This is a genomic window from Flavobacterium sp. ZB4P23 (genome assembly GCF_003970375.1).
Classification (GTDB): Bacteria; Bacteroidota; Bacteroidia; order Flavobacteriales; family Flavobacteriaceae; genus Flavobacterium.
This window is the reverse complement of sequence record NZ_RYDK01000003.1, coordinates 240,706-264,318: the sequence shown is the minus strand read 5'-3', so window position 1 is coordinate 264,318 and position 23,613 is coordinate 240,706. Positions and strand designations below refer to the sequence as shown.

Sequence of the window (23,613 nt, the reverse complement as noted above, 5' to 3'; positions counted from 1 at the left end):
TTTATTTTATCAATGCTTTTAAACCAATTAGGTCTTGAGACAGAATTACAATTTATAAAAATTTTTCATCTAAAAAATAGAATCCCATTTCCCTTTTCCAAATACTTGTCCGTAATTGTATAATCCATGAATGCTCAAACTAGATTTTTCATCTAAAATCTCAAACAGACAAACTTCATTTACTTCATCAATTCTTAATTGTTGAGGGACATGTATAAACGCATTTAAAAAATACTCGCCTCTTACCAAAAATTCTGCTTCAATAGTTAATCGTATTTTTTCAGATTTAATCAGATTGGTTTCATATGAACATACTCTTTGACCATTCTTGCTGACAATTGTACAAAACATTTTGTACCGATTATTATCTTTTATTTCAAATTTTGAATTCAATTTAAAATCAATTACAATATTTTGATCATAATAAAAACGGCTTTCTAAGTTTCCTCCCTCATTATTGATATTTATTTCATCTATTACAATTTCGCTAAAGTCTTTCGAAATATCTCTTTTATAAAAAGATTCAAAATTTGAAGAAACATTATGATATAAATCAACACTCTCCTCAATCCCCCCATCAAACACTACCTTCCCATTCTCTAACACAATTCCCCTCGTACACAAGCTCTTCACCGCCGCCATATTATGACTCACAAACAAAACCGTTCTGCCGCCAGTTCTGGAAATATCCTGCATCTTGCCAATCGCTTTCTTTTGGAACTCGGCATCTCCCACGGCTAAAACCTCATCTACAATCAAAATTTCAGGCTCCAGAAATGCGGCTACAGCAAAAGCCAGTCGAACATACATTCCGCTGCTATAGCGTTTTACGGGGGTATCAATGTAGCGTTCGCAACCGGAGAAATCAATAATTTCATCAATCTTGGAGGTTATTTCTTTTTTGGTCATCCCTAAAATAGCCCCATTGAGATAAATATTTTCCCTGCCGGTCATTTCGCCATTAAATCCGGTTCCTACTTCGAGCAAGGAAGCCACACGGCCTCCAAACTTAATGCTTCCCGTTGTAGGTGCTGTAACGCGGGATAATATTTTGAGCAAAGTAGACTTTCCTGCGCCATTCTTGCCAATAATCCCAAGAATCTCTCCCCGTTCTACTTCAAAATTAATATCCTGCAATGCCCAGACATAATCACTCGTACCTTTGGTACTGCGGTCATTGGTGTCGCCAATTTTGAGATACGGATTTTCCTTGCCACGCACTTGATGCCACCAGCGGTTCAAATCATGCGCCATAGTACCCGTTCCTACCTGGCCCAGTCGGTATTGCTTGGAGATGTTTTCGGCTTTTAATATAATGTCTTTCATTTTTTGGAATCTTTTTTTTAAATGGGCCTTTTAATGAGCATTAGGTTGTACTATAAACGAACTTCACTACTCACTAATTGCCGCAATTAATTACTATAAAGATTCGTCAGTTCGAGTGGAGTAGCAATTTGCGATAGAAAATTGCGGCGAAGTATCGAGAACTCTTCCGTTTTTCAGGCTTCTCGATACAATTTAGAATAGTAAAGCATTCGCATTACTCTTCTAAATTACTCGAAGTGACGGACGAAACAGCTTATTCTTTTCTCTATTTTCTTCTCCTCACTTCGCACACTAAAAACTCATCGTTTCATTTTCAACACACATCCTAAAGATTCCAAAACCAGCACATAATGGGTATTGGTCATTTCCTGAACTGTGGCTTTTTGGTCGGCAAAAGGTCCCGATTCTAATTGTATCGTTTCCCCAATTTGATATGAGGCCACAGTGAGATCAACACAATCCGAAGTGTTGAGCCATTTCTTGATGACTTCAATTTCTTCATCACGCACAATTGCTGGTTTTCCTAACCAATACAAATAGCGGACTGCACCAACGGATTGAAACACCAAATTCCGTTTCGAATCTTCTAATTGTACAAAAACATAGGAATTAAAAAGAGGTACTTCCACTTTTTTCTTGCGGTCAGACCATTGTCGCATTTGGGTTACCAAAGGACAGTAGCATTCCACACCTATCTTTTGTAATTGTTCTGCCACTTTTTTTTCCCATTTGGGTTTTGTATACACTACATACCAATTCATCTTTTATCTTGTATTGCCATAAAATTAATTCTCCCTATCCGAATTCAGAATACACTTTTTGAATTATTTATTTAAAAACGGTTCTCAATACACGACACTTCGAGTGCGAAGCGTAGCGAGACGTTTTGTTCTATTTCATTACTTGAAAACTACTAGCAATCCGCTGAGCACAATCAGCTTTTAAATGTTTAATCGTTTAATCGTTTAACCGCTTAACCCCTCACGAACCTATCGCCTGATACACAAAACCAATCGCTTTTAATTCCGGGCCGTTCAGCAAATTTCTACCATCAAAAATAAAAGCGGGTTTTTGCATCGAATCATATATTTTTTGCCAGTCGTAGTGGATAAATTCATCCCACTCTGTCAGTATCGCAATAGCGTGTGCCTGCTGACAGGCTTCGTACGGGTCCAAAAAGGAACGCACACTGTTCGCATTCGCCTCTGCATTTCTGGTTTCCAAATAATTTAAATCCCCCAAGATCTTCTTGTTAGAAACTTTAGGATCATACACCGCAATTTTTGCGTGTTCATTGATCAAATCATCAGCTACATAAATTGCTGCTGATTCTCTGGTATCATTCGTATCTTTCTTGAATGCCCAACCCAAAAAAGTAATTTTCTTATCGGAAACCGTATTGTAAAGCGTTTGAACTATAGAATTGGAGAAACGTCTTTTTTGATGGTCATTCATGATAATAACTTGCTCCCAATAATCTGCAACGGCATTCAAACCATAGGATTTTGCAATGTACACTAAATTTAAAATGTCCTTTTGAAAGCAAGAACCTCCAAAACCAACGGAGGCTTTTAGAAATTTAGATCCAATCCTGCTGTCCATTCCAATCGCTTTAGCGACTTCATTGACATCGGCTCCCGTTTTCTCACACAGTTCTGACATGGCATTGATGGAAGAAATACGTTGTGCCAAAAAAGCATTGGCGGTAAGCTTAGACAATTCAGAAGACCAAACATTAGTGGTCAATATTTTAGCGGCAGGCACCCAATTCGAATAGACATCGACTAAGGCCTGAATCGCTTTTTTACCTTCCTCCGAAGGATCGCCTCCAATAAGAATCCGATCCGGATGCAACAAATCAGTAACAGCTGTTCCCTCTGCTAAAAACTCAGGATTTGACAGGATTTGAAACTGTACTCCATTCCCGGTATTATCAAGTATACTCTTAATTGCTTCTGCAGTTCGCACCGGTAGTGTCGATTTCTCCACTACTATTTTATTATCTTTGGCTACACGTGCAATTTGTCTGGCACAAAGCTCTATGTATTTTAAATCAGCCGCCATACCTTTTCCCTTACCATACGTTTTAGTGGGGGTATTCACGGAGATAAATATAATCTGGGCTTCGTCTATGGCTTTATCAACATTCGTAGAAAAAAACAAATTCCTTCCCCGAGCCTCGGCAACAATAACGTCCAATCCGGGTTCATATATAGGAATATTGGCCGTGTCGGTATCATTCCAAGCCGCAATGCGCTCTTCGTTCAAATCGACTACTGTAACTTGTATCTCCGGACATTTTTGAGCAATAACCGCCATCGTCGGACCACCAACATACCCAGCTCCAATGCAACAAATTTTTGTGATTTTCATCTATATATTTTTTTATTTTTTTTAATCCCAGTACAGACGCGATTTATCGCATCTCTACATTTCGCAATGCATCAAATCCGCAATGTAGATCCGATTTATCGCGTCTCTACGGTATACGGTATTACGATAAATTATCCCAATACCAGTGCACCGCCTCTTTCAATCCTTCTTGCATACCAAATTTTGGATTGTATCCCAGTAGGGCTTTTGCTTTATCAATACTAGCCAGGGAATGTGGAATATCACCCGCTCTGTTAGGACCATACACTACAGTAACGTTTGCAATTTCAGAATCGTATTTTGTTAAAAAATCTTTCAAATAGCCCACTAAATCATTCAACGTATTCCTATCGCCACACGCCGTGTTATACACCGTATTGATCGCTTCTGGATTTTGAGTTAACATCGCCAACTCATTCATTTGAATAACATTGTCAATATAAGTAAAATCGCGGGAATAATTCCCGTCACCATTTATTTTTGGGCTTTCGTGTTGCATGAATTGCATCACAAATTTCGGGATAACGGCTGCATAAGCGCCATTGGGATCTTGCTTCCGTCCAAAAACATTGAAATAACGCAGTCCTATGGTCTCTAAACCATAGGTTGTGCTAAAAATTTCGGCATACAATTCATTTACATATTTTGTTATTGCATACGGAGAAAGCGGCTTCCCAATAGTATTTTCTACTTTGGGCAACGCTTCTGAATCGCCGTAGGTAGAGGAACTTGCCGCATACACAAATCGCTTCACTTTTTCGTCTCTTGCTGCCACCAGCATGTTCAAAAATCCGGATACATTCACGTCATTCGTGGTCACCGGATCATTGATAGAACGGGGAACAGATCCCAAAGCCGCCTGGTGCAGCACATAATCTGCGCCTTTGACTGCTTTTTGACACTCTTCCGGATTCCGAATATCGCCTTCTATCAAACGAAAATCAGGATGGTTTATGCAGTCTTTTAAATTATGCAGGTGCCCGGTGGCAAAATTATCCAGGCAAACCACCTTATAGCCTTTAGACAAAAAATGGGCACACAGATTAGAGCCTATAAATCCCGCTCCTCCAGTGATTAACACTGTTTTTTTTATATCTTCTTTCATTTGATTTTTCTGTATTAAAAAAAATAAACCACTATAAACTAAAAGTTCATAGTTTTTGTTGGCAGACTTAAAGTCTACACGGTGGTATCCCTTATTTATTTGCCACGAATTTCACAAATTATCACGAATTAATTTGTGAAAATTTGTGAAATTCGTGGTAAAAGTTTTTGAATCTAAAAAGTAAATGCCCTAAAATGCATCGTTTTAACTATATCTGTAATCAATAAATTACTTTCTGGGTCTATTAAGTATTTTCTGAGCCACTCTTTCATACATACTTTTGGGTTTGTCTTCTTCGTAATAGTCATTGGTATAGGTACCGTATCCGTAGCCATACCCATACCCCGTTCCGTATTTAGCTTTATTCTCCAGACCATTCAAAATTATACTGGCATTATTTAATTCCCCTCGTTTTATACGATTATTCAACAAGGTAATCATGTCTTTTTTAGTAAAATTCTGCCTCACAATATAAAGGGTAACATCACAATATTGTGCTAATTCTAGTGCATCTGACACTAACCCTACCGGAGGTGTATCTAATATTATATAATCGTATTTTTTCTTTAATTCTTCAATCAGCTCTCCCATTCCGTCACTCATGATCATCTCCGATGGATTGGGAGGAACCGGTCCGGAGAGAATCACATCCAGAAAAGGAATGTGGGTGTGATTTATAATTTCATCAACCGTTTTTTGCTTGATCAGGTAATTTACAATCCCGGCTTCATTAGATAAATTAAATTCAGTAGCCAGTTTTGGTTTTCTTAAATCAAGGCCAATAACAACTGTTTTTTTCTCGCTCAGGGCAAATACGGTAGCGATATTTATGGAACAAAATGTTTTTCCCTCACCACTAACGGAGGAGGTTATCATCAGTGTTTTGGCACCATCTACATTTTGTTGTTTGTACAAAAACTGGAGCGAGGACCGAATGGCTCTAAAAGATTCCGACAACGATGATTTAGGCCTGTCAAACACTGCTAAATTTGTATTTTCTTTATTGACACCGACTACGCCTATCAAAGGAATTTTTGTCAACTTACTGATGTCCTCCGTATTTTGAATCGAATTATTGACAAAAAAAATGCCAAATACAAAAATCAACGGAACAAGTATTCCCAGAAATAAGGCCAATATATAATTGACGGATGTTTTAGGGCCTATTAATCCGCCGTCAATATCCTTTGCGGGATCTATAAACTGAACATCCGATAGATTCGCTGCTTTGACAATATCTGCTTCACTTCTTTTTTGAAGAAAGGTGCTGTAAATATTATCACTCAAATCATATTTTCTTTTGATTTTAACGAGCTCTTGCTGGTCTTCCGGGAGTTGTTTTATGGTACTTTCGGTTTCATTAATTTTACTGCTCACCATCGCTAAATCATATTGCAGCGAAGCTTTTGCAGTAGCTATATTTTCTAACAGTACATTTTTGACCGCCTCCATTTGATTGTCAAAATCCTTAAATATCTTCTCGCTTTTTACGGCATAGGCCATTTCGGATCTTTGGGTAGACAAGGCGATCAATTTTGAAACATTAACTACAATATTAGGATCTTCTATTCCCGCTACAGATGGCGCTGGAAGTTTTGCATAATTAGTGCTGTTTTTCAAATAAGCCTTTAACGAATTGTAATAGGACAGTTTACGGGTCACTTCATCTTTGACTACATCAAATTCCAGAATCTTATCCGAGAATTTAGCACCACCCGCTTCAATATCATAAATATTTTTATCTTTTCTAAATGTTTTTAGCTCTTTCCCGGTTTCTTTGAGCTGGGATTCCATGGCAATAAGTGTACTGTCTATAAAAGCAATCGTATTGGTAGCAAACTGGTTTTTACTATCTAACTGTCTTTTGATCAGCATTTCAACAGTCGAATTCAAATATTCGACCATTCTGGCTTTATTAGTACCCTGCATTCCCAGGGTAATTATAGAACCGCCTTTATCATCTGAGCGCAAACTGATCCCTTTATATCCAGCTACTGTTCCGTCAAAATCATTAAACCGCACAAAATATTCATTTCCTTTGTAAAAACCGGGATTGTCTTTTATTTGTAATTTCCAATTCAAAAAGGGTAATGAAACAGACTCTCCTACTTTGTATCTTTTTACAAAATCACCAATTTCGACTGCTGTATTGCCATAGGAATTATTGGAGTACGTGACGACCGAGACGTTTTGATTCCCAAATGGAATTCTGATTTCATATTCATTTTCGCTTAGAAACGTAATTCCAATTAAATTTCCTGCTAACTGCCCTTTCGATTTATCAATATTTACATAGAATGGAACTGCTCCGTAGGCATCTACCATATTGTATTCGCCCTGAACTAAGTAATCAATATAATACTGCAGTTTATCTACCACTAACTCATTGTGTGATCTGGATTGCAGTGTTGTAGAGATGGATTGAACCTGATCAGAGGTACCGCCCCAATTAAAAACCAAACTGGTATTAGAAGTAAAAAGAGGGTTACTTTCCTCCTTTATGGCAATGAGGGTCTCCATGCCATATATTTTTTCTTTACGGATGTTGACCTGATAGGCAATAGTAAAAGTGATTATTAAACTAAGTAAAAACCACTTCCAATAACTTCCGATTTTCATTAAAAATCCCTTAAAATCAAAACTGACTTGATTTTCAAAAATCGAAAAATCTTTTATATCTAACATTTTCTGAATGCTGTTTTAATTTCTTAATAGTAGAAAGGTCGTTGTGGCCAAAGACAGCAACGTAATAATAGTTCCTAAGGATTCAATTCCTGTTTTCCCGGTTCCCCAGGTTTTTTGCTTGAGCGGTTTGATATAAACATAATCATTAGGTTGTAAGTAATAATAAGGCGATTGCATCACATTGATGTCCGTCAAGTCCAGATCATGCATTTGAACTCCTGTTGGTGTTTTTCGCATGATGGTAACTGCTTTTCGGTCTCCTGTTATAGAGATATCTCCGGCATTTGCAATGGCTTCCATTATATTTACCTGCTCTTGAAATAATGTTTTTGTTCCCGTACTGCCAATTTCCCCGTTGATCGTATATCTAAACCCCGATAATTTTACGGTTACAAAAATATTAGCTTCGGCATTAAAATACTCCGCTAACAATTGCTTTTCGATTCTCACTCTGATTTCATCCAGCGTGTAACCAATAACATTTAATTCTCCTAAGACCGGAACCCTTATGTTTCCATGATCGTCTACTGTAAATCCATCAAAATACAATGCGGATTCTGATTTTCCTACAGAACCGACTTCGCTTGTAGGACTAAAAATAGCAACTAATTTAGGATCTATCGCTTTTATAGTAATACTCAACACATCATTTGTTTGCAACCGATAAGGCTTAGATCCTACCACAGCAATAGTAGATTCTTGTGCTGAGGTATCCTTTTTCTGAAGATAAATTAAATCTTTAGTAGGGATGCAGGAAAAAAGCAACACACTTATAACTAACAACAAACAGAGTACCGACTTGCTCATTTACAATATTTTTAAGCGACAAATATAACTTTTCATTTACGATTTAAAAAGCAACATTATTCATTAAACAAATTAATTATTTTTAAAAGTCTTTTCAAAAGGAACTCTTTGCAAAATACTCCTGCCCAGGGTAACTTCATCTGCATATTCCAGCTCATCTCCTACTGAAATTCCTCGGGCAATTGTTGATATAATAATCCCGCAATCCCCAATTTGTTTGTAAATATAAAAATTGGTAGTATCTCCCTCCATTGTGGAGCTTAACGCAAATATAATCTCATTGACACTACCGGATTTTACTTTTTCAACTACAGTATTGATGTTCAACTGACTGGGGCCCACGCCGTCAATAGGTGAAATTTTACCGCCCAAAACATGATAAATTCCTCTGAATTGTCCTGTATTCTCGATCGCCATAACATCACGGATATCCTCCACAATACAAACAATTTGATGATTTCTGTTTTTGTTGGCACAAATTTCACACAACGCACTGTCCGATATATTATGGCAACTCGCACAATACTTTATATCCTCCCGCATTGCCACCAAGGCTTGCGCTAGAAATCCTGTTTGCTCTTTGGGCTGTTTTAATAAATGCAACACCAGTCGCAGTGCAGTTCGCTTACCAATTCCTGGCAACTGAGACATTTCATTGACTGCCCTTTCTATTAATTTTGAAGAAAATTCCATAACTGCAAATGTAGCAATTTGTTTATTTGTTTAATCGGTTATTTCTTGAATCGATTGTATACTTTAGTTATTCGATTTTAGTCCGCCGTTTTTTCTACTATTGGGTGCAATGTCATCAAGACTGCGCTGTTTCTGCCCTCACTTCGAGTACTTTTGAATAGTAATGCGAAAGCGTTACTGATTAAAATTGTGTCGAGAAGCTATCAAAACGTTAGGATTCTTGATGCCTGGTGGAACTTTTTCCTGTCGCAAATTTTTCTCAACTCGAACTGATGAAAAAAACTTAATGCCATTTTTATCGAGTGCAGTCGATAGGCAACAAGGGTTCTCGGCTACACCCAAACTGACAAATAGAGTCGCTTGCAAAAGCCATTATATAAAAAAGAATCCTTTTTCAACAGAAGTGCTTTGGACGTAAAGCAATACTTTTAGTAGGCGATATTAAAATAAAATCGTTTATAATGTTGCATACAAACCAATTAAGCAGTAGCTATTCGTGATATGCCAAAGGGAATCCGGATCCAGAAATGACTCATTAAACAAAAAATCGTATTTTGCTGCCTGTAAACTCAAAAAAATGACACCATTCACCATTCTATCGTTAATTGTAATCTACTTCGGGATTTTATTTTTGATTTCCTATTTTGTAAGTAGAAAAGACAGTGGCAATGAGGCTTTTTTCAAAGCCAATAAAAACTCAAAATGGTATTTAGTGGCTTTCGGGATGATTGGGACTGCGCTTTCCGGGGTAACTTTTATTTCGGTGCCGGGAGAAGTGGGTGCGCCAAACGGAGAACAATTCAAGTATTTTCAATTTGTTCTGGGAAATGCCATTGGCTTTATAGTTATTGCAAAAGTGCTGTTGCCTCTATACTACCGGATGAATCTGACTTCGATTTACGGCTATATCGAGCAGCGATTGGGGTTGTATTCCTATAAAACTGCCGCAACAATTTTCCTGATCAGCCGAACAATAGGCTCTGCGTTTCGATTGTATCTTGTGGTGATCGTTTTACAGCGCTACGTTTTTGACTTTTACAACATTCCCTTTGCCTTTACCGTGCTGATTTCGCTGGCTTTAATTTTTGCATATACCTATCGTGGCGGACTCAAAACCATTATCATTACGGATACCTTACAAACTTTTTTCTTAGTGACCTCTGTTTTTATGACTCTTTTCTTTATTTGCAGAAGCTTGAATTTAAATGCTTTTGAAGCTTTTGAAACCGTAAAAAACAGTAACTATTCGAAAGTATTTTTCTTTGAGGATTTCGTGTCGAGTAAGTTCCATTTTATCAAACAAATTCTGGGAGGGATTTTTGTAACCATTGCCATGGTAGGTCTGGATCAGGATTTAATGCAAAAAAACCTGAGTTGTGCCACCATTGGTGAAGCTCAAAAAAACATGTTCACATTTACCGGAATATTTGTACTTATCAATATATTTTTCCTGAGCGTAGGTGCGCTACTGTATGTTTATGCCGCTAAAAACGGGGTTGAAATCCCCACCGATTTAAACACCGGAAAGCCCAGAACCGATTTGCTTTTCCCGGAAATTGCTTTTAATCACCTGGCTCTGATACCTTCAGTTATATTCTTATTGGGATTGACGGCCGCAACTTTTGCTACGACTGACTCTGCATTAACAGCGCTTACGACTTCGTTTTGTGTGGATTTTTTAGGAATGGACAAAGCGGAGAATCTGAACAAACCTAATGTAGTCCGAGACAGACATCTGGTTCATGTTGCGTTTTCCTTTTTGATGTTTCTGGTCATTATTTTCTTTAATTCCATAAATGACAGTTCCGTAGTAGGAATGATTTTCAGGGTGGCCTCCTACACGTATGGACCACTTTTAGGATTGTATTGTTTCGGGCTGTTTGCACAGTCAAAAACGGTCAAAGACAAACTGGTCCCGATAATTTGTTTGTTGTCTCCTGCACTCACATACCTTATCAGCGAACATTCAAAAACATTGTTTTTTGGATACGTCTTTGACAATGAGCTGATCATTGTAAACGGGCTTATTACTTTTCTTGGATTGTGGTTAATTAGCAAAAAAGCGGCTTCAGAAACACGATTTTAGTTTTAGCCCAGATGGCAGCGGCATCCTTTTCTTGTCCCGTTTTAAAAACGGGACAAGAAAAGATATAGCGAACAGCTGGAGGTAGCTCCAAAAAAAATATTAATACTGGTTAGTAGTCAATAATACTAAGGTACAGGCTATTTCTACTTTGATATCATTCAGCTTCAGCAATTGGTACAATTCTGGATTTTCAGTTCCCGGATTAAAAATAACACGTTTAGGTTTAGCCTCGACGATATAATTGTAATAATCGCGCTGACGTGCAGGGTTCAAATAAAGGGTAACGGTATCTATATTTTTTATGGGAATGGCTTTGGTCTGGATTTTCACACCGGCCACTTCACCAGCATTTTGTCCTAAAGCAAGCACCGAATGTCCTTTGTCTACCAACATAGTGATCGCTTTGAAGGCGTATTTCTCTGGTTTAGTAGTTGCTCCCAGAACTAGTGTTTTTTTATTCTTTGTCATTTTCTATAAGTATATGCAGCAAAAGTAATCAAAAAGGTTTGTCCGTTTCGGAATTTTCAAGTTTAGTTATCAATGCAATAAAAACATTTCCCTAACATTAAAAAGTAAAAAAAGAGTATTTTTACACCCTTAAATATAAAATATGGATCTTTTTATTTATCTGTTTGTCGCACTTTTCTCCGTGTTGAACCCTATTGGTACTGTTCCTATTTTTGTAGGACTTACACAACATGACACAAAAAAAGAACGTTCCAGGATTTCATTGTGGACAGCGATAAATGTGTTTATCATCTTAATTGTCTCTTTTTTTATTGGGCAATATATGCTGATTTTTTTTGGCATTAGCATCGATGCGCTTCGAATTGCCGGAGGACTTATCATAGTAAACTCGGGATTTTCATTGCTCTCGGGACAATTTAACAAAAAGAGGGGGATCACCAAAAAAGCAGAAAACGATGCTCAAAAAAGAAATGACATCGCTCTGACTCCACTAGCTATCCCTATGCTAGCCGGACCTGGATCTATTTCGCTGCTGATTGCTTTTTATCAGGAACACAATACAACTAGCGAAATTATCATTTCATCCTTTGCCATTCTTGCTATCGCAGTTGCTATTTTCATCATCTTGAAAAGTGCTCATTATTTAGCAAAAATACTTGGAGAATCCGGAATTGTAGCGATCTCCAGAATCATTGGTTTTATTGTAATTGCTATAGGAATCCAATATATTGTAAGTGCGATTATCAATATTATTAAAGGCAATTTGATCTAAGATTAAATTCAGGCAAAACGCAGTGTATTTGCCTGAATTGTACAATTATTTTCTTGGCAAAAAGATCTCAGCCATCATACATCTGGCACTGCCACCCCCACATGCTTCAATAGTATCCAGGCTCGAACTCAAAATTTCAGCATGTCGCTCCAGTTGTTCAATTTGTTTTGAAGTCAAACTCTGATGTGCAGCAGCACTCATCACTAAATATCGTTTGTCCTTTGCCCCACGAATTTCAAGCATGTTTCCTGCAAAAGTATTCATTTGGGCTTCCGTAATTAAAATGATTTCTTTCCCGTTTTCTTTTAGGCTATCCAGGACCATTTTACGTTCTTTTTTATCATCAATACACTCCGAACAAATCACAGCAAAAGTGTCCCCCAGACACATCATCACATTGGTATGGTAGATCAATTTTCGTTCCGAACCGACGGTTTGAAATGCTTCAAAAATAACTGGAGCATAGTCAAAATCCTCACAGAATTCGATAAACAACTCTTCATCAGCCCTTGGTGACAAAGCGCAATATGCTTTAGCATTAGTTCTATCCAAAAGCAAACTTCCTGTTCCTTCCAAATAGAATCCATCTTCCTCTGCCGATGTATAATCAACAATATTATGAATCACAAATCCTTTGTCTTCCAGAACATCTAAAATATCTTCGCGGCGCTCGTGACGGCGATTTTCAGCAAACATAGGATATAAAGCCACATCTCCATTCTCGTGAAAAGAAATCCAGTTGTTTGGAAAAACACTATCTGGTGTATCTGGATTCAGGGTATCATCAACAACCGTAACATCAACCCCGACTGCTGTTAGTTTTTCGACAAAAGCATCAAATTCTTGTTGTGCTTTAGCGTTTACCGTTGCAGGCAAAAGACCGTCTACTACTTTTTGGTAATAATTATTTACTGCCGTTTGTTCGTTCATTCTAAACGCTACTGGGCGAATCATCAATATCGAATTTGTTGTTTGTTTCATGGGTTTTTGTGTTTTATTTTTGTGGTAGAGACGCACTGCAGTGCGTCTCTACCACAATACGTTTTTAAAATTGAATTAATCTCGAATCAAAGGCAAGGTCGAACAGCGCAATAGCCCTTCTTGTTTTGCAATTTCGGCATAAGGAATTTCTTCTACCAGAAAACCGTTTGCTCGCAACCAATTGTTCAGTCGGGTGAAATTTCTTTCGGAAACCACAACAGTGGTATCGATAGAAAAAATATTAGAATTCATGTGATACATTTCGTCTCTAGTGACGTGAAATAAATTTTCTTTCCCAAAAAGATTAACCAGAAATAAATAATCGGCTTCTTCTCGAAATCCATTTTTGTATATAATCCCTTTATTAATTCCAACAGGCTGAAAACAACAGTCTAAATGCAAGGCATTATCCCTTGCTTCAATTTTAGACTTTACTAGGTCAAATCCCTTTACAATTTTAGTAGAAAACAGGTCTTTGATGTACTGCACACCCTGAAGATTCGTCCGTGCTGTAATATAATCCTGGTAATCACTCCCTTTATAAGTACCAACGAAGACATAGTCATTCCACAACATCACATCTCCTCCTTCTATGTGTACTTCTTCTGGGGGGCGCACTACTTTTTGAGGATCAATTTGGTCTATTACGTACTGAATCGCGTCTAATTCCCGCTCGCGATCCGGCAATATATTCGATTTTACAAAAACATCTCCAATTACAAAGCCAATATCTCTGGTAAATATTTGATTGTAATTTTCAATCATTTCAGGACGAAACACCGTTACATCATATTTTTCAAAAACCCGATTGAAGGCTTCCATTTCTCGAACCATATCTATCTCGATCGGATAAGTCCCTGCCAATATATGCTCTAACGATTTTGGATCATAGGCCTCTTCTCGTTTTGGCGTTGGCCCGTTATGTACTGCAGAACCCAAAACAACTGCCCTTAGTCTTGAAGTTTCATTATTTACATTTAATTCTAACATGTATCTTTAACTTTTAGCAAATATAAAAAAAGCTTCACAAATTTGTGAAGCTTTTTATCTTTTATCTTTTATCAGAGGTCTTGAATTCTCGCAAAGGATGTCCTGTGTAAATTTGTCTTGGTCTTCCGATAGGCTCTTTATTTTCTCGCATTTCTTTCCATTGTGCAATCCAACCCGGCAAACGCCCTATGGCAAACATAACCGTAAACATATCGGTAGGAATTCCTAGCGCTCTGTAAATAATTCCAGAGTAGAAGTCTACATTAGGATATAAATTTCTTGATTTGAAATACTCATCTTCCAAAGCCGCTGCTTCTAACTTTTTAGCAATAGCAAGAATTGGGTCTTCAACTCCTAAAGTTGCTAAAACTTCATTTGCTGCTTTTTTGATGATTTTTGCTCTTGGATCAAAGTTTTTATAGACTCTATGTCCAAAACCCATCAATCTAAAAGGATCATTTTTATCTTTGGCTTTAGCCATATATTTATCTGCATCACCGCCATTTCTATGGATTTCTTCCAGCATTTCAAGAACTGCCTGATTGGCACCTCCGTGCAAAGGACCCCAAAGAGCTGAAACTCCGGCAGATATTGATGCAAACAATCCCGCATGTGAGGAACCCACCATTCTAACGGTAGAAGTGGAACAGTTTTGCTCATGATCGCCATGAAGTATAAACAACTTGTCTAATGCATCTACTACCACAGGGTTTGGCGTATACGGCTCTGTAGGCAATTCAAACATCAAATGCATGAAATTCTCCACATACCCTTTAGTGTTATCATAATAATTCAAAGGATAACCCATACTTTTTCTGTAGGTCCAAGTGGCAATAACCAGGAATTTCCCCATGGTTTTACAAACTGCTTCATACATTTCTTTTTCATTCTCTACATTAACCGATTTAGGGTTGAACGCAGTCAATGCACTCGTCAAAGCAGCTAAAACACCCATTGGATGGGCTGTTTTTGGAAAACCATCAATGATGTTTTTCATTTCTTCATTGACCAGCGTGTATTTTCTGATATCCGTTTCAAATTGCGCCAACTGTTTAGTATTAGGCAATTCTCCAAAAATTAAAAGATAAGACACTTCAAGAAAATCAGCTTTTTCTGCTAAATCTTCAATAGCGTATCCTCTGTAGCGAAGAATTCCTAATTCTCCGTCCAGAAAAGTAATATCACTCTTACAAGAACCTGAATTTTTATAGCCCGGATCAAGAGTAATTATACCGGATAAATCACGTAATTTGTTAATATCGATGGCAACTTCATTTTCGCTACCTACTACTATAGGCAGTTCAATTTTTTTTCCGTCGATTTCTAATGTTGCTGTTTTTGACATAATATATTTGAAAATAAACTTTTAAAATAATAATTTATCAAATCTAGGGAATTAAACACTAATTAAAAAGAGAATAATACAATGAAAATGTTAAATATTACCAAAAAAAAGCCATTCACACGAAGTGAATGGCTAAAAAAGATAGTATTAGAACTTATTTTATTTTAAAAGCGTTTTTTCCCGGAAAATAAGCGGTATCGCCTAATTCTTCTTCAATTCGCAATAATTGATTGTATTTAGCCATACGGTCTGAACGAGAAGCAGAACCGGTCTTGATTTGTCCACAATTTAATGCTACTGCTAGATCTGCAATAGTATTATCCTCCGTCTCTCCGGAACGGTGTGACATTACCGAGGTAAAGCCTGCGTTTTTAGCCATATTGACCGCTGCAATAGTTTCAGTCAAAGTACCTATTTGGTTTACTTTAACCAAAATTGAATTTGCAATTCCTTTTTCGATTCCTGTTGACAATCGTTCCACATTAGTAACAAATAAATCATCCCCTACTAATTGTACTTTATTACCAATTTTATCCGTCAGGTATTTCCAACCATCCCAGTCATTTTCATCCATTCCGTCTTCGATAGAGATAATAGGGTAATTAGCTGCTAATTCAGCTAAATAATCAGCTTGCTCCTCTGAAGTTCTAATTTTACCCGTTTCGCCTTCAAATTTCGTATAATCGTATTTTCCGTTTACAAAAAATTCAGAAGCCGCACAGTCTAAAGCCACCATGATTTCGTCTCCAAAAGTATAACCAGCAGCCTCAACTGCTTTTTTGATCGTGTCCAATGCATCCTCTGTACCACCGGCAAGGTTTGGCGCAAAACCACCTTCATCACCAACAGCTGTACTTAAACCTCTATCATGTAATACTTTTTTAAGGCTATGAAAAATCTCAGTCCCCATTTGCATTGCATGCGTAAAAGAAGTTGCTTTAACTGGTATGATCATGAATTCCTGAAACGAAATTGGCGCATCAGAATGTGAACCTCCATTGATGATATTCATCATAGGAACGGGCAATGTATTCGCAGAAACGCCGCCTACATATCGATACAAAGGCAATCCTAATTCATTTGCTGCCGCTTTGGCAACAGCCAAAGACACACCCAAAATTGCATTTGCTCCCAAGTTTGATTTATTAGGCGTGCCATCTAAATCAATCATCATTTGATCAATAACATTTTGTTCAAAAACGGAAACTCCAAGAAGTTCTTCCGAAATAAGGGTATTCACATTTTTCACCGCATTCAAAACTCCTTTACCAAGAAAAGCTTTTCCTCCGTCACGTAACTCCACTGCTTCATGTTTACCGGTAGAAGCTCCAGATGGAACTGCTGCTCTTCCTAAAACACCATTGTCTGTAATTACATCTACTTCAATTGTAGGATTTCCTCTTGAATCAAAAATTTGTCTTGCGTGAATTTTGATAATTATACTCATATTTTCTAATTTTTATTTAGTAATACAAATATATTCTATCTTTTGTAATGACATTATGAAAATAATGAATGTTATTAACGAAAACGTTATAATTATTTTAGAAATAACACTTTTCTACTTTATTAAAATTTTATTTTGCAGTATCAAATTAATTTTACTTTTTTCATTATATATTCGTGAAATTATATTCACTTTTGAAAGTGCTTTTTTTCTTTAAAATTCACAGTCAAGATGCGTATTGCATCGAGACAGCGCAAAATAGGACTAAAATATCATAGATAGTAGTATAAAAATTTTTTTCGCATAAAAAAAGGCCTGACTTTATGATTAAAGTCAAACCCTTCTGTTTTAAAATTTTCACAATTAAATAACTGTCTTTATCCTTTAATATTTTCAATAAACTGATCAAATAAATACGACGAATCATGGGGCCCAGGACTTGCTTCAGGGTGGTATTGAACAGAAAAACAATTTTTGTTTTTCATGCGCATCCCTGCAACAGTTCCATCATTAAGATGAAGATGCGTAATTTCAAGATTTGGATGATTGTCCAATTCCTCTTTATTAACCGCAAAACCATGATTTTGAGAAGTTATTTCCCCTTTTCCAGTGATGATATTTTTTACAGGATGATTTATTCCTCTGTGCCCATTAAACATTTTATAAGTAGAAATTCCATTAGCAAGACCAATTATTTGGTGTCCAAGACAGATTCCAAATAAAGGTTTATCATTGTCAAGAATTTCTTTAGCCACTTGAATCGCACCCGAAAGAGGCTCAGGATCCCCAGGACCATTAGATAAGAAGTATCCATCTGGATTAAATGCAGCTAAATCCTGATACGAAGAATCAAAAGGAAATACTTTGATATAACAATCTCTTTTAGCCAGATTACGAAGGATATTCATTTTTATTCCTAAATCAAGTGCTGCGATTTTATACGTTGCCTTCTCCTCACCAAAAAAATAAGGTTCCGTAGTAGAAACTTTAGATGCTAATTCTAAACCCTTCATATCAGGGACTTTTGATAAAGCAATTTTTAGTTCTTCTACAGAGGTATCATCTGTACAAATTACAGCATTCATAGCACCGTTCTCCCGAATATAACTAACCAGGGCACGCGTATCTACATCAGATATACAGATCAAGTTTTGTTTAATAAAATAATCTTCTAGACTCCCTGAAGCATCGGAACGAGAATAATTAAAGCTAAAATTTTTACAAACCAACCCGGCAATTTTGACACTACCTGATTCTATTTCTGAATCGTTTACTCCATAATTTCCAATATGAGCGTTCGTGGCAACCATTAATTGTCCAAAATAAGAAGGGTCAGTGAATATTTCCTGATAACCTGTCATTCCGGTGTTAAAACAAACTTCCCCAAAGGTAGTTCCGCTGATTCCAATAGATTTACCATGGAATATGGTTCCGTCACTCAATAAAAGAATGGCACTTTGTCTTGTTGTATATTTCATTCGTTGCTATCTAATGTTATTTTTAATAGTCTCATGGAACTCGCAAAGCGGGTTTCATATATAGTTAAATATTGTGCAAATTTAATTGTTTAAAGCAATGGATGCAAGTTTTTGAAATTTATTGTATAATAAAAATTCTACCCTAGAGCCCTGATGACCTTGGAGCGTCTGGAGGCATCTTTTTGATTTTTCTTTAAAAGCAAAAGATACAGTGAACAGCAAGACAATTCACAATTAAATAATACGTTTTTTGTTCCGAAAAAATCAAAAAAAAAGGATAAACTATAAATAGCTTATCCTTGATTTTTATTGAATGATTATTTTCATAATTACTCAGCAGCTGTCTCTGCAGTTGGTTCACTTTCAGCAGCTGGAACTTCAGTAGCCTCATCTGCTTTTTTAGCTTTCCCACCACGACGGCTTTTTGCTTTTTTAACTTCTTTTTTACCACCATTGTAAAGTTCATTGAAATCTACTAACTCGATCATTGCCATATCAGCATTATCTCCTAAACGATTCCCAACTTTAATGATACGCGTGTATCCACCTGGACGGTCTCCTACTTTAGCAGCTACGTCTCTGAACAAGTCAGTTACCGCATATTTGCTACGTAAGTAAGCAAAAACGATACGACGATTGTGAGTCGTATCTTGTTTTGATTTTGTTATTAAAGGCTCAACGAATTGTTTAAGCGCTTTTGCTTTAGCAACAGTAGTGTTAATACGTTTGTGCTCTATAAGAGAACAAGCCATATTAGCTAACATAGATTTTCTATGTGCAGTCTGTCTGCTTAAGTGATTGAATTTTTTTCCGTGTCTCATGACGTGTTTTTTTATACTTTCATCTTGATGCTATCCATTTTGGAGATCAAAATATGAAGTAATTTATTCTTTATCTAGTTTGTATTTTGCTAAATCCATACCGAAGTTCAAATTTTTAACTGCAACAAGTTCATCAAGTTCAGTTAAAGATTTTTTACCAAAATTACGGAATTTCATTAGGTCATTTTTGTTGAACGATACTAAATCACCAAGTGTATCAACTTCAGCCGCTTTCAAACAATTTAATGCTCTTACAGAAAGATCCATATCAACAAGCTTAGTTTTAAGCAATTGTCTCATGTGTAATGACTCTTCATCATACGATTCTGTTTGTGCAATTTCGTCAGCCTCGAGTGTAATTCTTTCGTCAGAGAACAACATGAAATGGTGAATCAAAACTTTAGCAGCTTCAGTAAGGGCATCTTTTGGATTGATAGAACCATCAGTTTTAATTTCAAAAACTAATTTTTCATAATCTGTTTTTTGCTCTACACGGAAGTTTTCAATTGCATATTTTACATTTTTTACCGGAGTAAAAATTGAATCTGTAAAAATAGTTCCAATTGCAGCATTCTGTTTTTTGTTCTCTTCAGCAGGAACATATCCTCTACCTTTTTCGATCGTTAAATCGAAATTAAGTTTAATTTTAGGATCTAAATTACAGATAACTAGTTCTGGATTCAAAACTTGGAAACCTGAAATAAATTTTTGAAAATCACCAGCTGTTAATTGATCTTTACCGGAAACAGAAATAGTAACTGATTCATTATCAATATCTTCAATTTGTCGTTTGAAACGTACTTGTTTAAGATTAAGGATAATTTCGGTAACGTCCTCAACAACTCCTGAAATAGTAGAAAACTCATGATCTACACCTTCAATACGAACAGATGTAATAGCATAACCTTCTAATGCTGAAAGCAAAACTCTTCTAAGTGCATTACCAACGGTCAATCCGTAACCCGGTTCTAAAGGTCTAAATTCAAATTTACCTTCAAAATCGGTTGAATCGATCATGATAACTTTATCGGGCTTCTGAAAATTAAATATTGCCATAAATTTCGACTAAGTCAATTATTATTTGTTGTACAACTCTACGATTAATTGTTCTTTAATGTTTTCTGGGATTTGAAGTCTAGCCGGTACAGAAACGAAAGTACCTTCTTTGATATCATTATTCCAAGTAATCCATTCATAAACATGACTTGAATTAGACAAAGAACGTTCGATTGCTTCTAAAGATTTAGATTTTTCACGAACTGCAACTTTATCACCAGGTTTAAGGTGGTAAGAAGCTATATTTACAACGTCACCATTAACAGTGACATGTCTATGAGAAACAAGTTGTCTAGCTCCTCTTCTTGAAGGGGCAATACCCATTCTAAAAACAACGTTATCTAATCGTGCTTCACATAATTGTAAAAGAACTTCACCAGTAACACCTTTAGTTGCTGATGCTTTTTTGAATAAACCTCTGAATTGTTTTTCTAAAATTCCGTAAGAATATTTAGCTTTTTGTTTTTCCATTAACTGGATAGCAAATTCAGATTTTTTCCCTCTTTTTTTAGCCATCCCGTGTTGTCCGGGTGGATAATTTCTTTTTTCGAACGCTTTATCGTCTCCGAAAATTGCTTCGCCGAATTTACGGGCGATTCTTGTACTTGGACCAGTATATCTTGCCATTTTAAATTGTTTAAGATAGAGATTATGAATTCAGGTCTTATCCTTCGATAATCGGTATTCTATCTAGGTTATACTAAAAAAATATTATTAAACTCTACGTCTTTTTGGAGGACGACATCCGTTGTGAGGCATTGGAGTAACATCGATAATCTCAGTCACTTCAATTCCACCGTTATGCAAAGAACGGATCGCAGACTCACGTCCGTTTCCTGGTCCTTTAACATACACCTTAACTTTTTTAAGTCCTGCTTCAAGAGCTACTTTACTACAATCTTCTGCTGCCATTTGGGCTGCGTATGGAGTATTCTTTTTAGAACCTCTAAAACCCATTTTACCAGCTGAAGACCAAGAAATAACTTCACCTTTTTTGTTTGTCAAAGAAATGATGATATTATTGAAGGTAGCAGAAATATGAGCTTCTCCCGTTGATTCAACGATAACTTTACGTTTTTTTGCAGTTGCTTTAGCCATATTACTTATTATTTAGTTGCTTTTTTCTTGTTGGCAACAGTTTTTCTTTTACCTTTTCTTGTTCTGGAGTTATTCTTAGTTCTTTGTCCTCTTAATGGAAGACCAGTTCTGTGACGAATACCTCTGTAACACCCAATATCCATTAGACGTTTGATGTTTAAAGAAACTTCTGAACGCAATTCTCCTTCAATTTTGAAAGTGGACACTGCTTCACGAATCGCTCCGATCTCATCATCATTCCAGTCTTGAACCTTTTTATCTTGGCTTACTTGAGCTTTTTCTAAAATCTCAATAGCTCTACTATTTCCTAATCCGAAGATGTAGGTAAGTGCTATAACACCTCTCTTATTTTTTGGGATATCTACCCCTGCTATTCTTGCCATAATTATCCTTGTCTTTGTTTAAATCTAGGATTCTTTTTGTTTATTACGTACAATCTCCCTTTTCTTCGCACAATTTTGCACTCGGGACTTCTCTTTTTTACTGAAGCTCTAACTTTCATTTTGAATATCCTTTAATATCTATAAGTAATTCTTGCTTTTGACAAATCGTAAGGGCTCATTTCTAGTTTCACTTTATCACCAGGTAATAATTTGATATAATGCATACGCATTTTTCCAGATATATGTGCGATTACTATATGTCCATTCTCTAACTCTACACGAAACATTGCATTTGATAATGCTTCAATGATCGATCCGTCTTGTTCTATTGCTGATTGTTTTGCCATAAAGTTAAGCTACTGCTTTTCTATTTTTACCACTTTTCATTAAACCATCATAATGCTTATTTAGCAAATATGAATTGATTTGCTGCATTGTGTCAATGGCAACACCTACCATAATTATCAATGAAGTACCTCCGAAAAACATTGCCCAGGATTGTTGAACATCCATAACACTTACAATTATCGCCGGGAACACGGCAATCAAAGCAAGAAATAAAGATCCTGGAAAAGTTATTAAAGACATCACCTTATCAAGATAATCAGAAGTTTCAACTCCTGGTCTGATACCCGGTATAAAACCACCGCTTCTCTTTAAATCATCAGACATCTTGTTAGTAGGAACTGTGATTGCAGTATAAAAGAAAGTAAATACAATTATTAACGTTGCAAAAACTAAATTATACCAGAAACCAAACATATTACTAAAAGCGCCAACGATTGACTGCGAAGCATCTGATTTAGACAGCCCTGCCAAAGCAGCTGGAATGAACATAATTGCTTGAGCAAAAATAATTGGCATCACCCCAGAAGCATTAAGCTTTAAAGGGATCCACTGTCTATTTCCACCTAACATGTCTTGTTCAAAATCCCCTGAAGTAGTACGTCTGGCATATTGAACAGGAATTCTCCTAATCGCCATAACCAACAATACACAACAAACAATAACCAATAACCAAATGATAATTTCGATAACTAACAACATCGGACCACCGTTATTATTAGTCACTCTCGTGGTAAATTCTTGGATGAATGCCTGAGGCAATCTTGCCAAAATACCCACCATAATCAACAAAGATATACCATTTCCTATTCCCTTATCTGTAATTTTTTCTCCTAACCACATCGCAAAAATTGTACCTGTGACTAAAATAATTACTGACGAAAATAAGAATTCAAATGAATTGAATCCCAATAAAAATGCATTACTAGGTAACGTTCTATATAAATTGTAGATGTAAGTAGGACCTTGAACCAAGGTGATACCAATAGTCAACCAACGTGTAATTTGATTAATTTTTTTTCTACCGCTTTCTCCATCGCTTTGAAGTTTTTGCAAGTATGGAACCGCAATTCCCATCAACTGAACAACAATTGAAGCAGAAATGTAAGGCATTATTCCTAAGGCAAAAACAGAAGCCTGTGAAAAAGCTCCTCCAGTAAACATATCAAGAATTGAACCAATTCCTTCTTTAGTTTGTCCGGCTAAATTACCCAACTGTGTAGCATCAATACCTGGTAAGGTTACTTGAGCCCCAAAACGATACACTAAAAGCAAACCCAATGTAATTAGGATTCTATTTTTCAGTTCTTCGATTTTCCAAACATTACTAATTGACTCAATAAATTTCTTCATA

At 36.5% G+C, this 23,613-nt stretch carries 23 protein-coding genes; 2 read left to right on the top strand and 21 right to left on the bottom strand.

Translation table 11 applies throughout. The features are described from left to right. Positions 1-69 precede the first annotated feature (69 nt). The 7 genes from EKL99_RS06775 to recR form a co-directional block, all read right to left on the bottom strand. On the bottom strand, positions 70-1,326 hold the full coding sequence (locus EKL99_RS06775) for an ABC transporter ATP-binding protein (protein ID WP_126576619.1): 1,257 nt from the start codon (positions 1,324-1,326) through the stop codon (positions 70-72). A gap of 299 nt (positions 1,327-1,625) precedes the next feature. Then, positions 1,626-2,087: a UpxY family transcription antiterminator gene (locus tag EKL99_RS06770; RefSeq protein ID WP_126458948.1), complete on the bottom strand. Its 462-nt coding sequence runs from the start codon at positions 2,085-2,087 to the stop codon at positions 1,626-1,628. Positions 2,088-2,307: 220 nt separating this feature from the next. Beyond that, complete coding sequence (locus EKL99_RS06765; protein WP_126458943.1) at positions 2,308-3,699, bottom strand: nucleotide sugar dehydrogenase; 1,392 nt, start codon at positions 3,697-3,699, stop codon at positions 2,308-2,310. 121 nt (positions 3,700-3,820) lie between these two features. Further along, positions 3,821-4,804: an SDR family oxidoreductase gene (locus EKL99_RS06760; protein ID WP_126458940.1), complete on the bottom strand. Its 984-nt coding sequence runs from the start codon at positions 4,802-4,804 to the stop codon at positions 3,821-3,823. A gap of 228 nt (positions 4,805-5,032) precedes the next feature. Further along, the gene (locus EKL99_RS06755) at positions 5,033-7,489 is read right to left on the bottom strand and encodes a polysaccharide biosynthesis tyrosine autokinase (protein WP_126576618.1); all 2,457 of its coding nucleotides are present in this window, start codon (positions 7,487-7,489) and stop codon (positions 5,033-5,035) included. A gap of 15 nt (positions 7,490-7,504) precedes the next feature. Continuing rightward, positions 7,505-8,296: a polysaccharide biosynthesis/export family protein gene (locus EKL99_RS06750; protein ID WP_126458934.1), complete on the bottom strand. Its 792-nt coding sequence runs from the start codon at positions 8,294-8,296 to the stop codon at positions 7,505-7,507. A 72-nt stretch (positions 8,297-8,368) separates the two neighbouring features. Continuing rightward, a complete protein-coding gene (gene recR, locus EKL99_RS06745) occupies positions 8,369-8,989 on the bottom strand; it encodes a recombination mediator RecR (protein ID WP_126451855.1) in 621 nt (206 codons plus the stop codon). Between the two features lie 577 nt (positions 8,990-9,566). Between recR and EKL99_RS06740 the strand changes: the two genes are divergently transcribed. Next, complete coding sequence (locus EKL99_RS06740; RefSeq protein WP_126576617.1) at positions 9,567-11,075, top strand: sodium:solute symporter; 1,509 nt, start codon at positions 9,567-9,569, stop codon at positions 11,073-11,075. 99 nt (positions 11,076-11,174) lie between these two features. Here EKL99_RS06740 and EKL99_RS06735 read toward each other — a convergent pair whose 3' ends face one another. Continuing rightward, positions 11,175-11,543, bottom strand: a complete 369-nt coding sequence (locus EKL99_RS06735; protein WP_126458928.1) for a CoA-binding protein — start codon at positions 11,541-11,543, stop codon at positions 11,175-11,177. 142 nt (positions 11,544-11,685) lie between these two features. Between EKL99_RS06735 and EKL99_RS06730 the strand changes: the two genes are divergently transcribed. Then, positions 11,686-12,315, top strand: a complete 630-nt coding sequence (locus EKL99_RS06730; protein ID WP_126451852.1) for a MarC family NAAT transporter — start codon at positions 11,686-11,688, stop codon at positions 12,313-12,315. A 45-nt stretch (positions 12,316-12,360) separates the two neighbouring features. Here EKL99_RS06730 and ctlX read toward each other — a convergent pair whose 3' ends face one another. The 13 genes from ctlX to secY all read right to left on the bottom strand — a co-directional run bounded on the left by ctlX (position 12,361) and on the right by secY (position 23,612). Next, positions 12,361-13,296 carry a citrulline utilization hydrolase CtlX gene (ctlX, locus tag EKL99_RS06725; protein WP_126458924.1) on the bottom strand — a complete coding sequence of 312 codons (936 nt, stop codon included), beginning with the start codon at positions 13,294-13,296 and terminating at the stop codon, positions 12,361-12,363. Between the two features lie 75 nt (positions 13,297-13,371). Then, positions 13,372-14,286, bottom strand: a complete 915-nt coding sequence (locus EKL99_RS06720) for a dimethylarginine dimethylaminohydrolase family protein (protein WP_126576616.1) — start codon at positions 14,284-14,286, stop codon at positions 13,372-13,374. A 61-nt stretch (positions 14,287-14,347) separates the two neighbouring features. Next, a complete protein-coding gene (locus tag EKL99_RS06715; protein WP_126576615.1) occupies positions 14,348-15,631 on the bottom strand; it encodes a citrate synthase in 1,284 nt (427 codons plus the stop codon). A 154-nt stretch (positions 15,632-15,785) separates the two neighbouring features. Next, positions 15,786-17,078 carry a phosphopyruvate hydratase gene (eno, locus tag EKL99_RS06710; protein ID WP_126458915.1) on the bottom strand — a complete coding sequence of 431 codons (1,293 nt, stop codon included), beginning with the start codon at positions 17,076-17,078 and terminating at the stop codon, positions 15,786-15,788. A gap of 377 nt (positions 17,079-17,455) precedes the next feature. Then, on the bottom strand, positions 17,456-18,556 hold the full coding sequence (gene carA, locus EKL99_RS06705) for a glutamine-hydrolyzing carbamoyl-phosphate synthase small subunit (protein ID WP_126458912.1): 1,101 nt from the start codon (positions 18,554-18,556) through the stop codon (positions 17,456-17,458). A 329-nt stretch (positions 18,557-18,885) separates the two neighbouring features. Then, positions 18,886-19,377: a 50S ribosomal protein L17 gene (gene rplQ, locus EKL99_RS06700; RefSeq protein WP_126576614.1), complete on the bottom strand. Its 492-nt coding sequence runs from the start codon at positions 19,375-19,377 to the stop codon at positions 18,886-18,888. A gap of 63 nt (positions 19,378-19,440) precedes the next feature. Further along, positions 19,441-20,433, bottom strand: coding sequence for a DNA-directed RNA polymerase subunit alpha (locus EKL99_RS06695; RefSeq protein WP_126451845.1), 993 nt, complete (start codon positions 20,431-20,433; stop codon positions 19,441-19,443). A 21-nt stretch (positions 20,434-20,454) separates the two neighbouring features. Continuing rightward, positions 20,455-21,060 (bottom strand): 30S ribosomal protein S4, encoded by a 606-nt coding sequence (gene rpsD / locus EKL99_RS06690; RefSeq protein WP_073210389.1) that lies wholly within the window; start codon positions 21,058-21,060, stop codon positions 20,455-20,457. 87 nt (positions 21,061-21,147) lie between these two features. Beyond that, complete coding sequence (gene rpsK / locus EKL99_RS06685) at positions 21,148-21,531, bottom strand: 30S ribosomal protein S11 (protein WP_024981527.1); 384 nt, start codon at positions 21,529-21,531, stop codon at positions 21,148-21,150. Between the two features lie 8 nt (positions 21,532-21,539). Next, entirely contained in the window at positions 21,540-21,914 is a 375-nt protein-coding gene (rpsM, locus tag EKL99_RS06680) for a 30S ribosomal protein S13 (RefSeq protein WP_091173715.1), read from the bottom strand. A gap of 2 nt (positions 21,915-21,916) precedes the next feature. Then, complete coding sequence (gene ykgO, locus EKL99_RS06675; RefSeq protein WP_008992256.1) at positions 21,917-22,033, bottom strand: type B 50S ribosomal protein L36; 117 nt, start codon at positions 22,031-22,033, stop codon at positions 21,917-21,919. A 12-nt stretch (positions 22,034-22,045) separates the two neighbouring features. Then, positions 22,046-22,261 (bottom strand): translation initiation factor IF-1, encoded by a 216-nt coding sequence (gene infA / locus EKL99_RS06670; protein WP_007136545.1) that lies wholly within the window; start codon positions 22,259-22,261, stop codon positions 22,046-22,048. Between the two features lie 4 nt (positions 22,262-22,265). Next, positions 22,266-23,612 (bottom strand): preprotein translocase subunit SecY, encoded by a 1,347-nt coding sequence (gene secY, locus EKL99_RS06665; RefSeq protein WP_126451844.1) that lies wholly within the window; start codon positions 23,610-23,612, stop codon positions 22,266-22,268. Position 23,613: the final 1 nt, after the last annotated feature.

What these genes read in the sequence shown, in the direction of transcription:
- EKL99_RS06720 (WP_126576616.1), bottom strand. Translation starts at nt 14,286, where the DNA reads ATGTTAGAATTAAATGTAAATAATGAAACTTCAAGACTAAGGGCAGTT.
- infA (WP_007136545.1), bottom strand. Translation starts at nt 22,261, where the DNA reads ATGGCAAAACAATCAGCAATAGAACAAGACGGATCGATCATTGAAGCA.
- EKL99_RS06750 (WP_126458934.1), bottom strand. Translation starts at nt 8,296, where the DNA reads ATGAGCAAGTCGGTACTCTGTTTGTTGTTAGTTATAAGTGTGTTGCTT.
- carA (WP_126458912.1), bottom strand. Translation starts at nt 18,556, where the DNA reads ATGAAATATACAACAAGACAAAGTGCCATTCTTTTATTGAGTGACGGA.
- EKL99_RS06775 (WP_126576619.1), bottom strand. Translation starts at nt 1,326, where the DNA reads ATGAAAGACATTATATTAAAAGCCGAAAACATCTCCAAGCAATACCGA.
- EKL99_RS06770 (WP_126458948.1), bottom strand. Translation starts at nt 2,087, where the DNA reads ATGAATTGGTATGTAGTGTATACAAAACCCAAATGGGAAAAAAAAGTG.
- EKL99_RS06755 (WP_126576618.1), bottom strand. Translation starts at nt 7,489, where the DNA reads ATGTTAGATATAAAAGATTTTTCGATTTTTGAAAATCAAGTCAGTTTT.
- rplQ (WP_126576614.1), bottom strand. Translation starts at nt 19,377, where the DNA reads ATGAGACACGGAAAAAAATTCAATCACTTAAGCAGACAGACTGCACAT.
- EKL99_RS06765 (WP_126458943.1), bottom strand. Translation starts at nt 3,699, where the DNA reads ATGAAAATCACAAAAATTTGTTGCATTGGAGCTGGGTATGTTGGTGGT.
- recR (WP_126451855.1), bottom strand. Translation starts at nt 8,989, where the DNA reads ATGGAATTTTCTTCAAAATTAATAGAAAGGGCAGTCAATGAAATGTCT.
- EKL99_RS06715 (WP_126576615.1), bottom strand. Translation starts at nt 15,631, where the DNA reads ATGTCAAAAACAGCAACATTAGAAATCGACGGAAAAAAAATTGAACTG.
- ykgO (WP_008992256.1), bottom strand. Translation starts at nt 22,033, where the DNA reads ATGAAAGTTAGAGCTTCAGTAAAAAAGAGAAGTCCCGAGTGCAAAATT.
- rpsD (WP_073210389.1), bottom strand. Translation starts at nt 21,060, where the DNA reads ATGGCAAGATATACTGGTCCAAGTACAAGAATCGCCCGTAAATTCGGC.
- EKL99_RS06730 (WP_126451852.1), top strand. Translation starts at nt 11,686, where the DNA reads ATGGATCTTTTTATTTATCTGTTTGTCGCACTTTTCTCCGTGTTGAAC.
- EKL99_RS06735 (WP_126458928.1), bottom strand. Translation starts at nt 11,543, where the DNA reads ATGACAAAGAATAAAAAAACACTAGTTCTGGGAGCAACTACTAAACCA.
- EKL99_RS06760 (WP_126458940.1), bottom strand. Translation starts at nt 4,804, where the DNA reads ATGAAAGAAGATATAAAAAAAACAGTGTTAATCACTGGAGGAGCGGGA.
- EKL99_RS06740 (WP_126576617.1), top strand. Translation starts at nt 9,567, where the DNA reads ATGACACCATTCACCATTCTATCGTTAATTGTAATCTACTTCGGGATT.
- rpsK (WP_024981527.1), bottom strand. Translation starts at nt 21,531, where the DNA reads ATGGCTAAAGCAACTGCAAAAAAACGTAAAGTTATCGTTGAATCAACG.
- secY (WP_126451844.1), bottom strand. Translation starts at nt 23,612, where the DNA reads ATGAAGAAATTTATTGAGTCAATTAGTAATGTTTGGAAAATCGAAGAA.
- ctlX (WP_126458924.1), bottom strand. Translation starts at nt 13,296, where the DNA reads ATGAAACAAACAACAAATTCGATATTGATGATTCGCCCAGTAGCGTTT.
- eno (WP_126458915.1), bottom strand. Translation starts at nt 17,078, where the DNA reads ATGAGTATAATTATCAAAATTCACGCAAGACAAATTTTTGATTCAAGA.
- rpsM (WP_091173715.1), bottom strand. Translation starts at nt 21,914, where the DNA reads ATGGCAAGAATAGCAGGGGTAGATATCCCAAAAAATAAGAGAGGTGTT.
- EKL99_RS06695 (WP_126451845.1), bottom strand. Translation starts at nt 20,433, where the DNA reads ATGGCAATATTTAATTTTCAGAAGCCCGATAAAGTTATCATGATCGAT.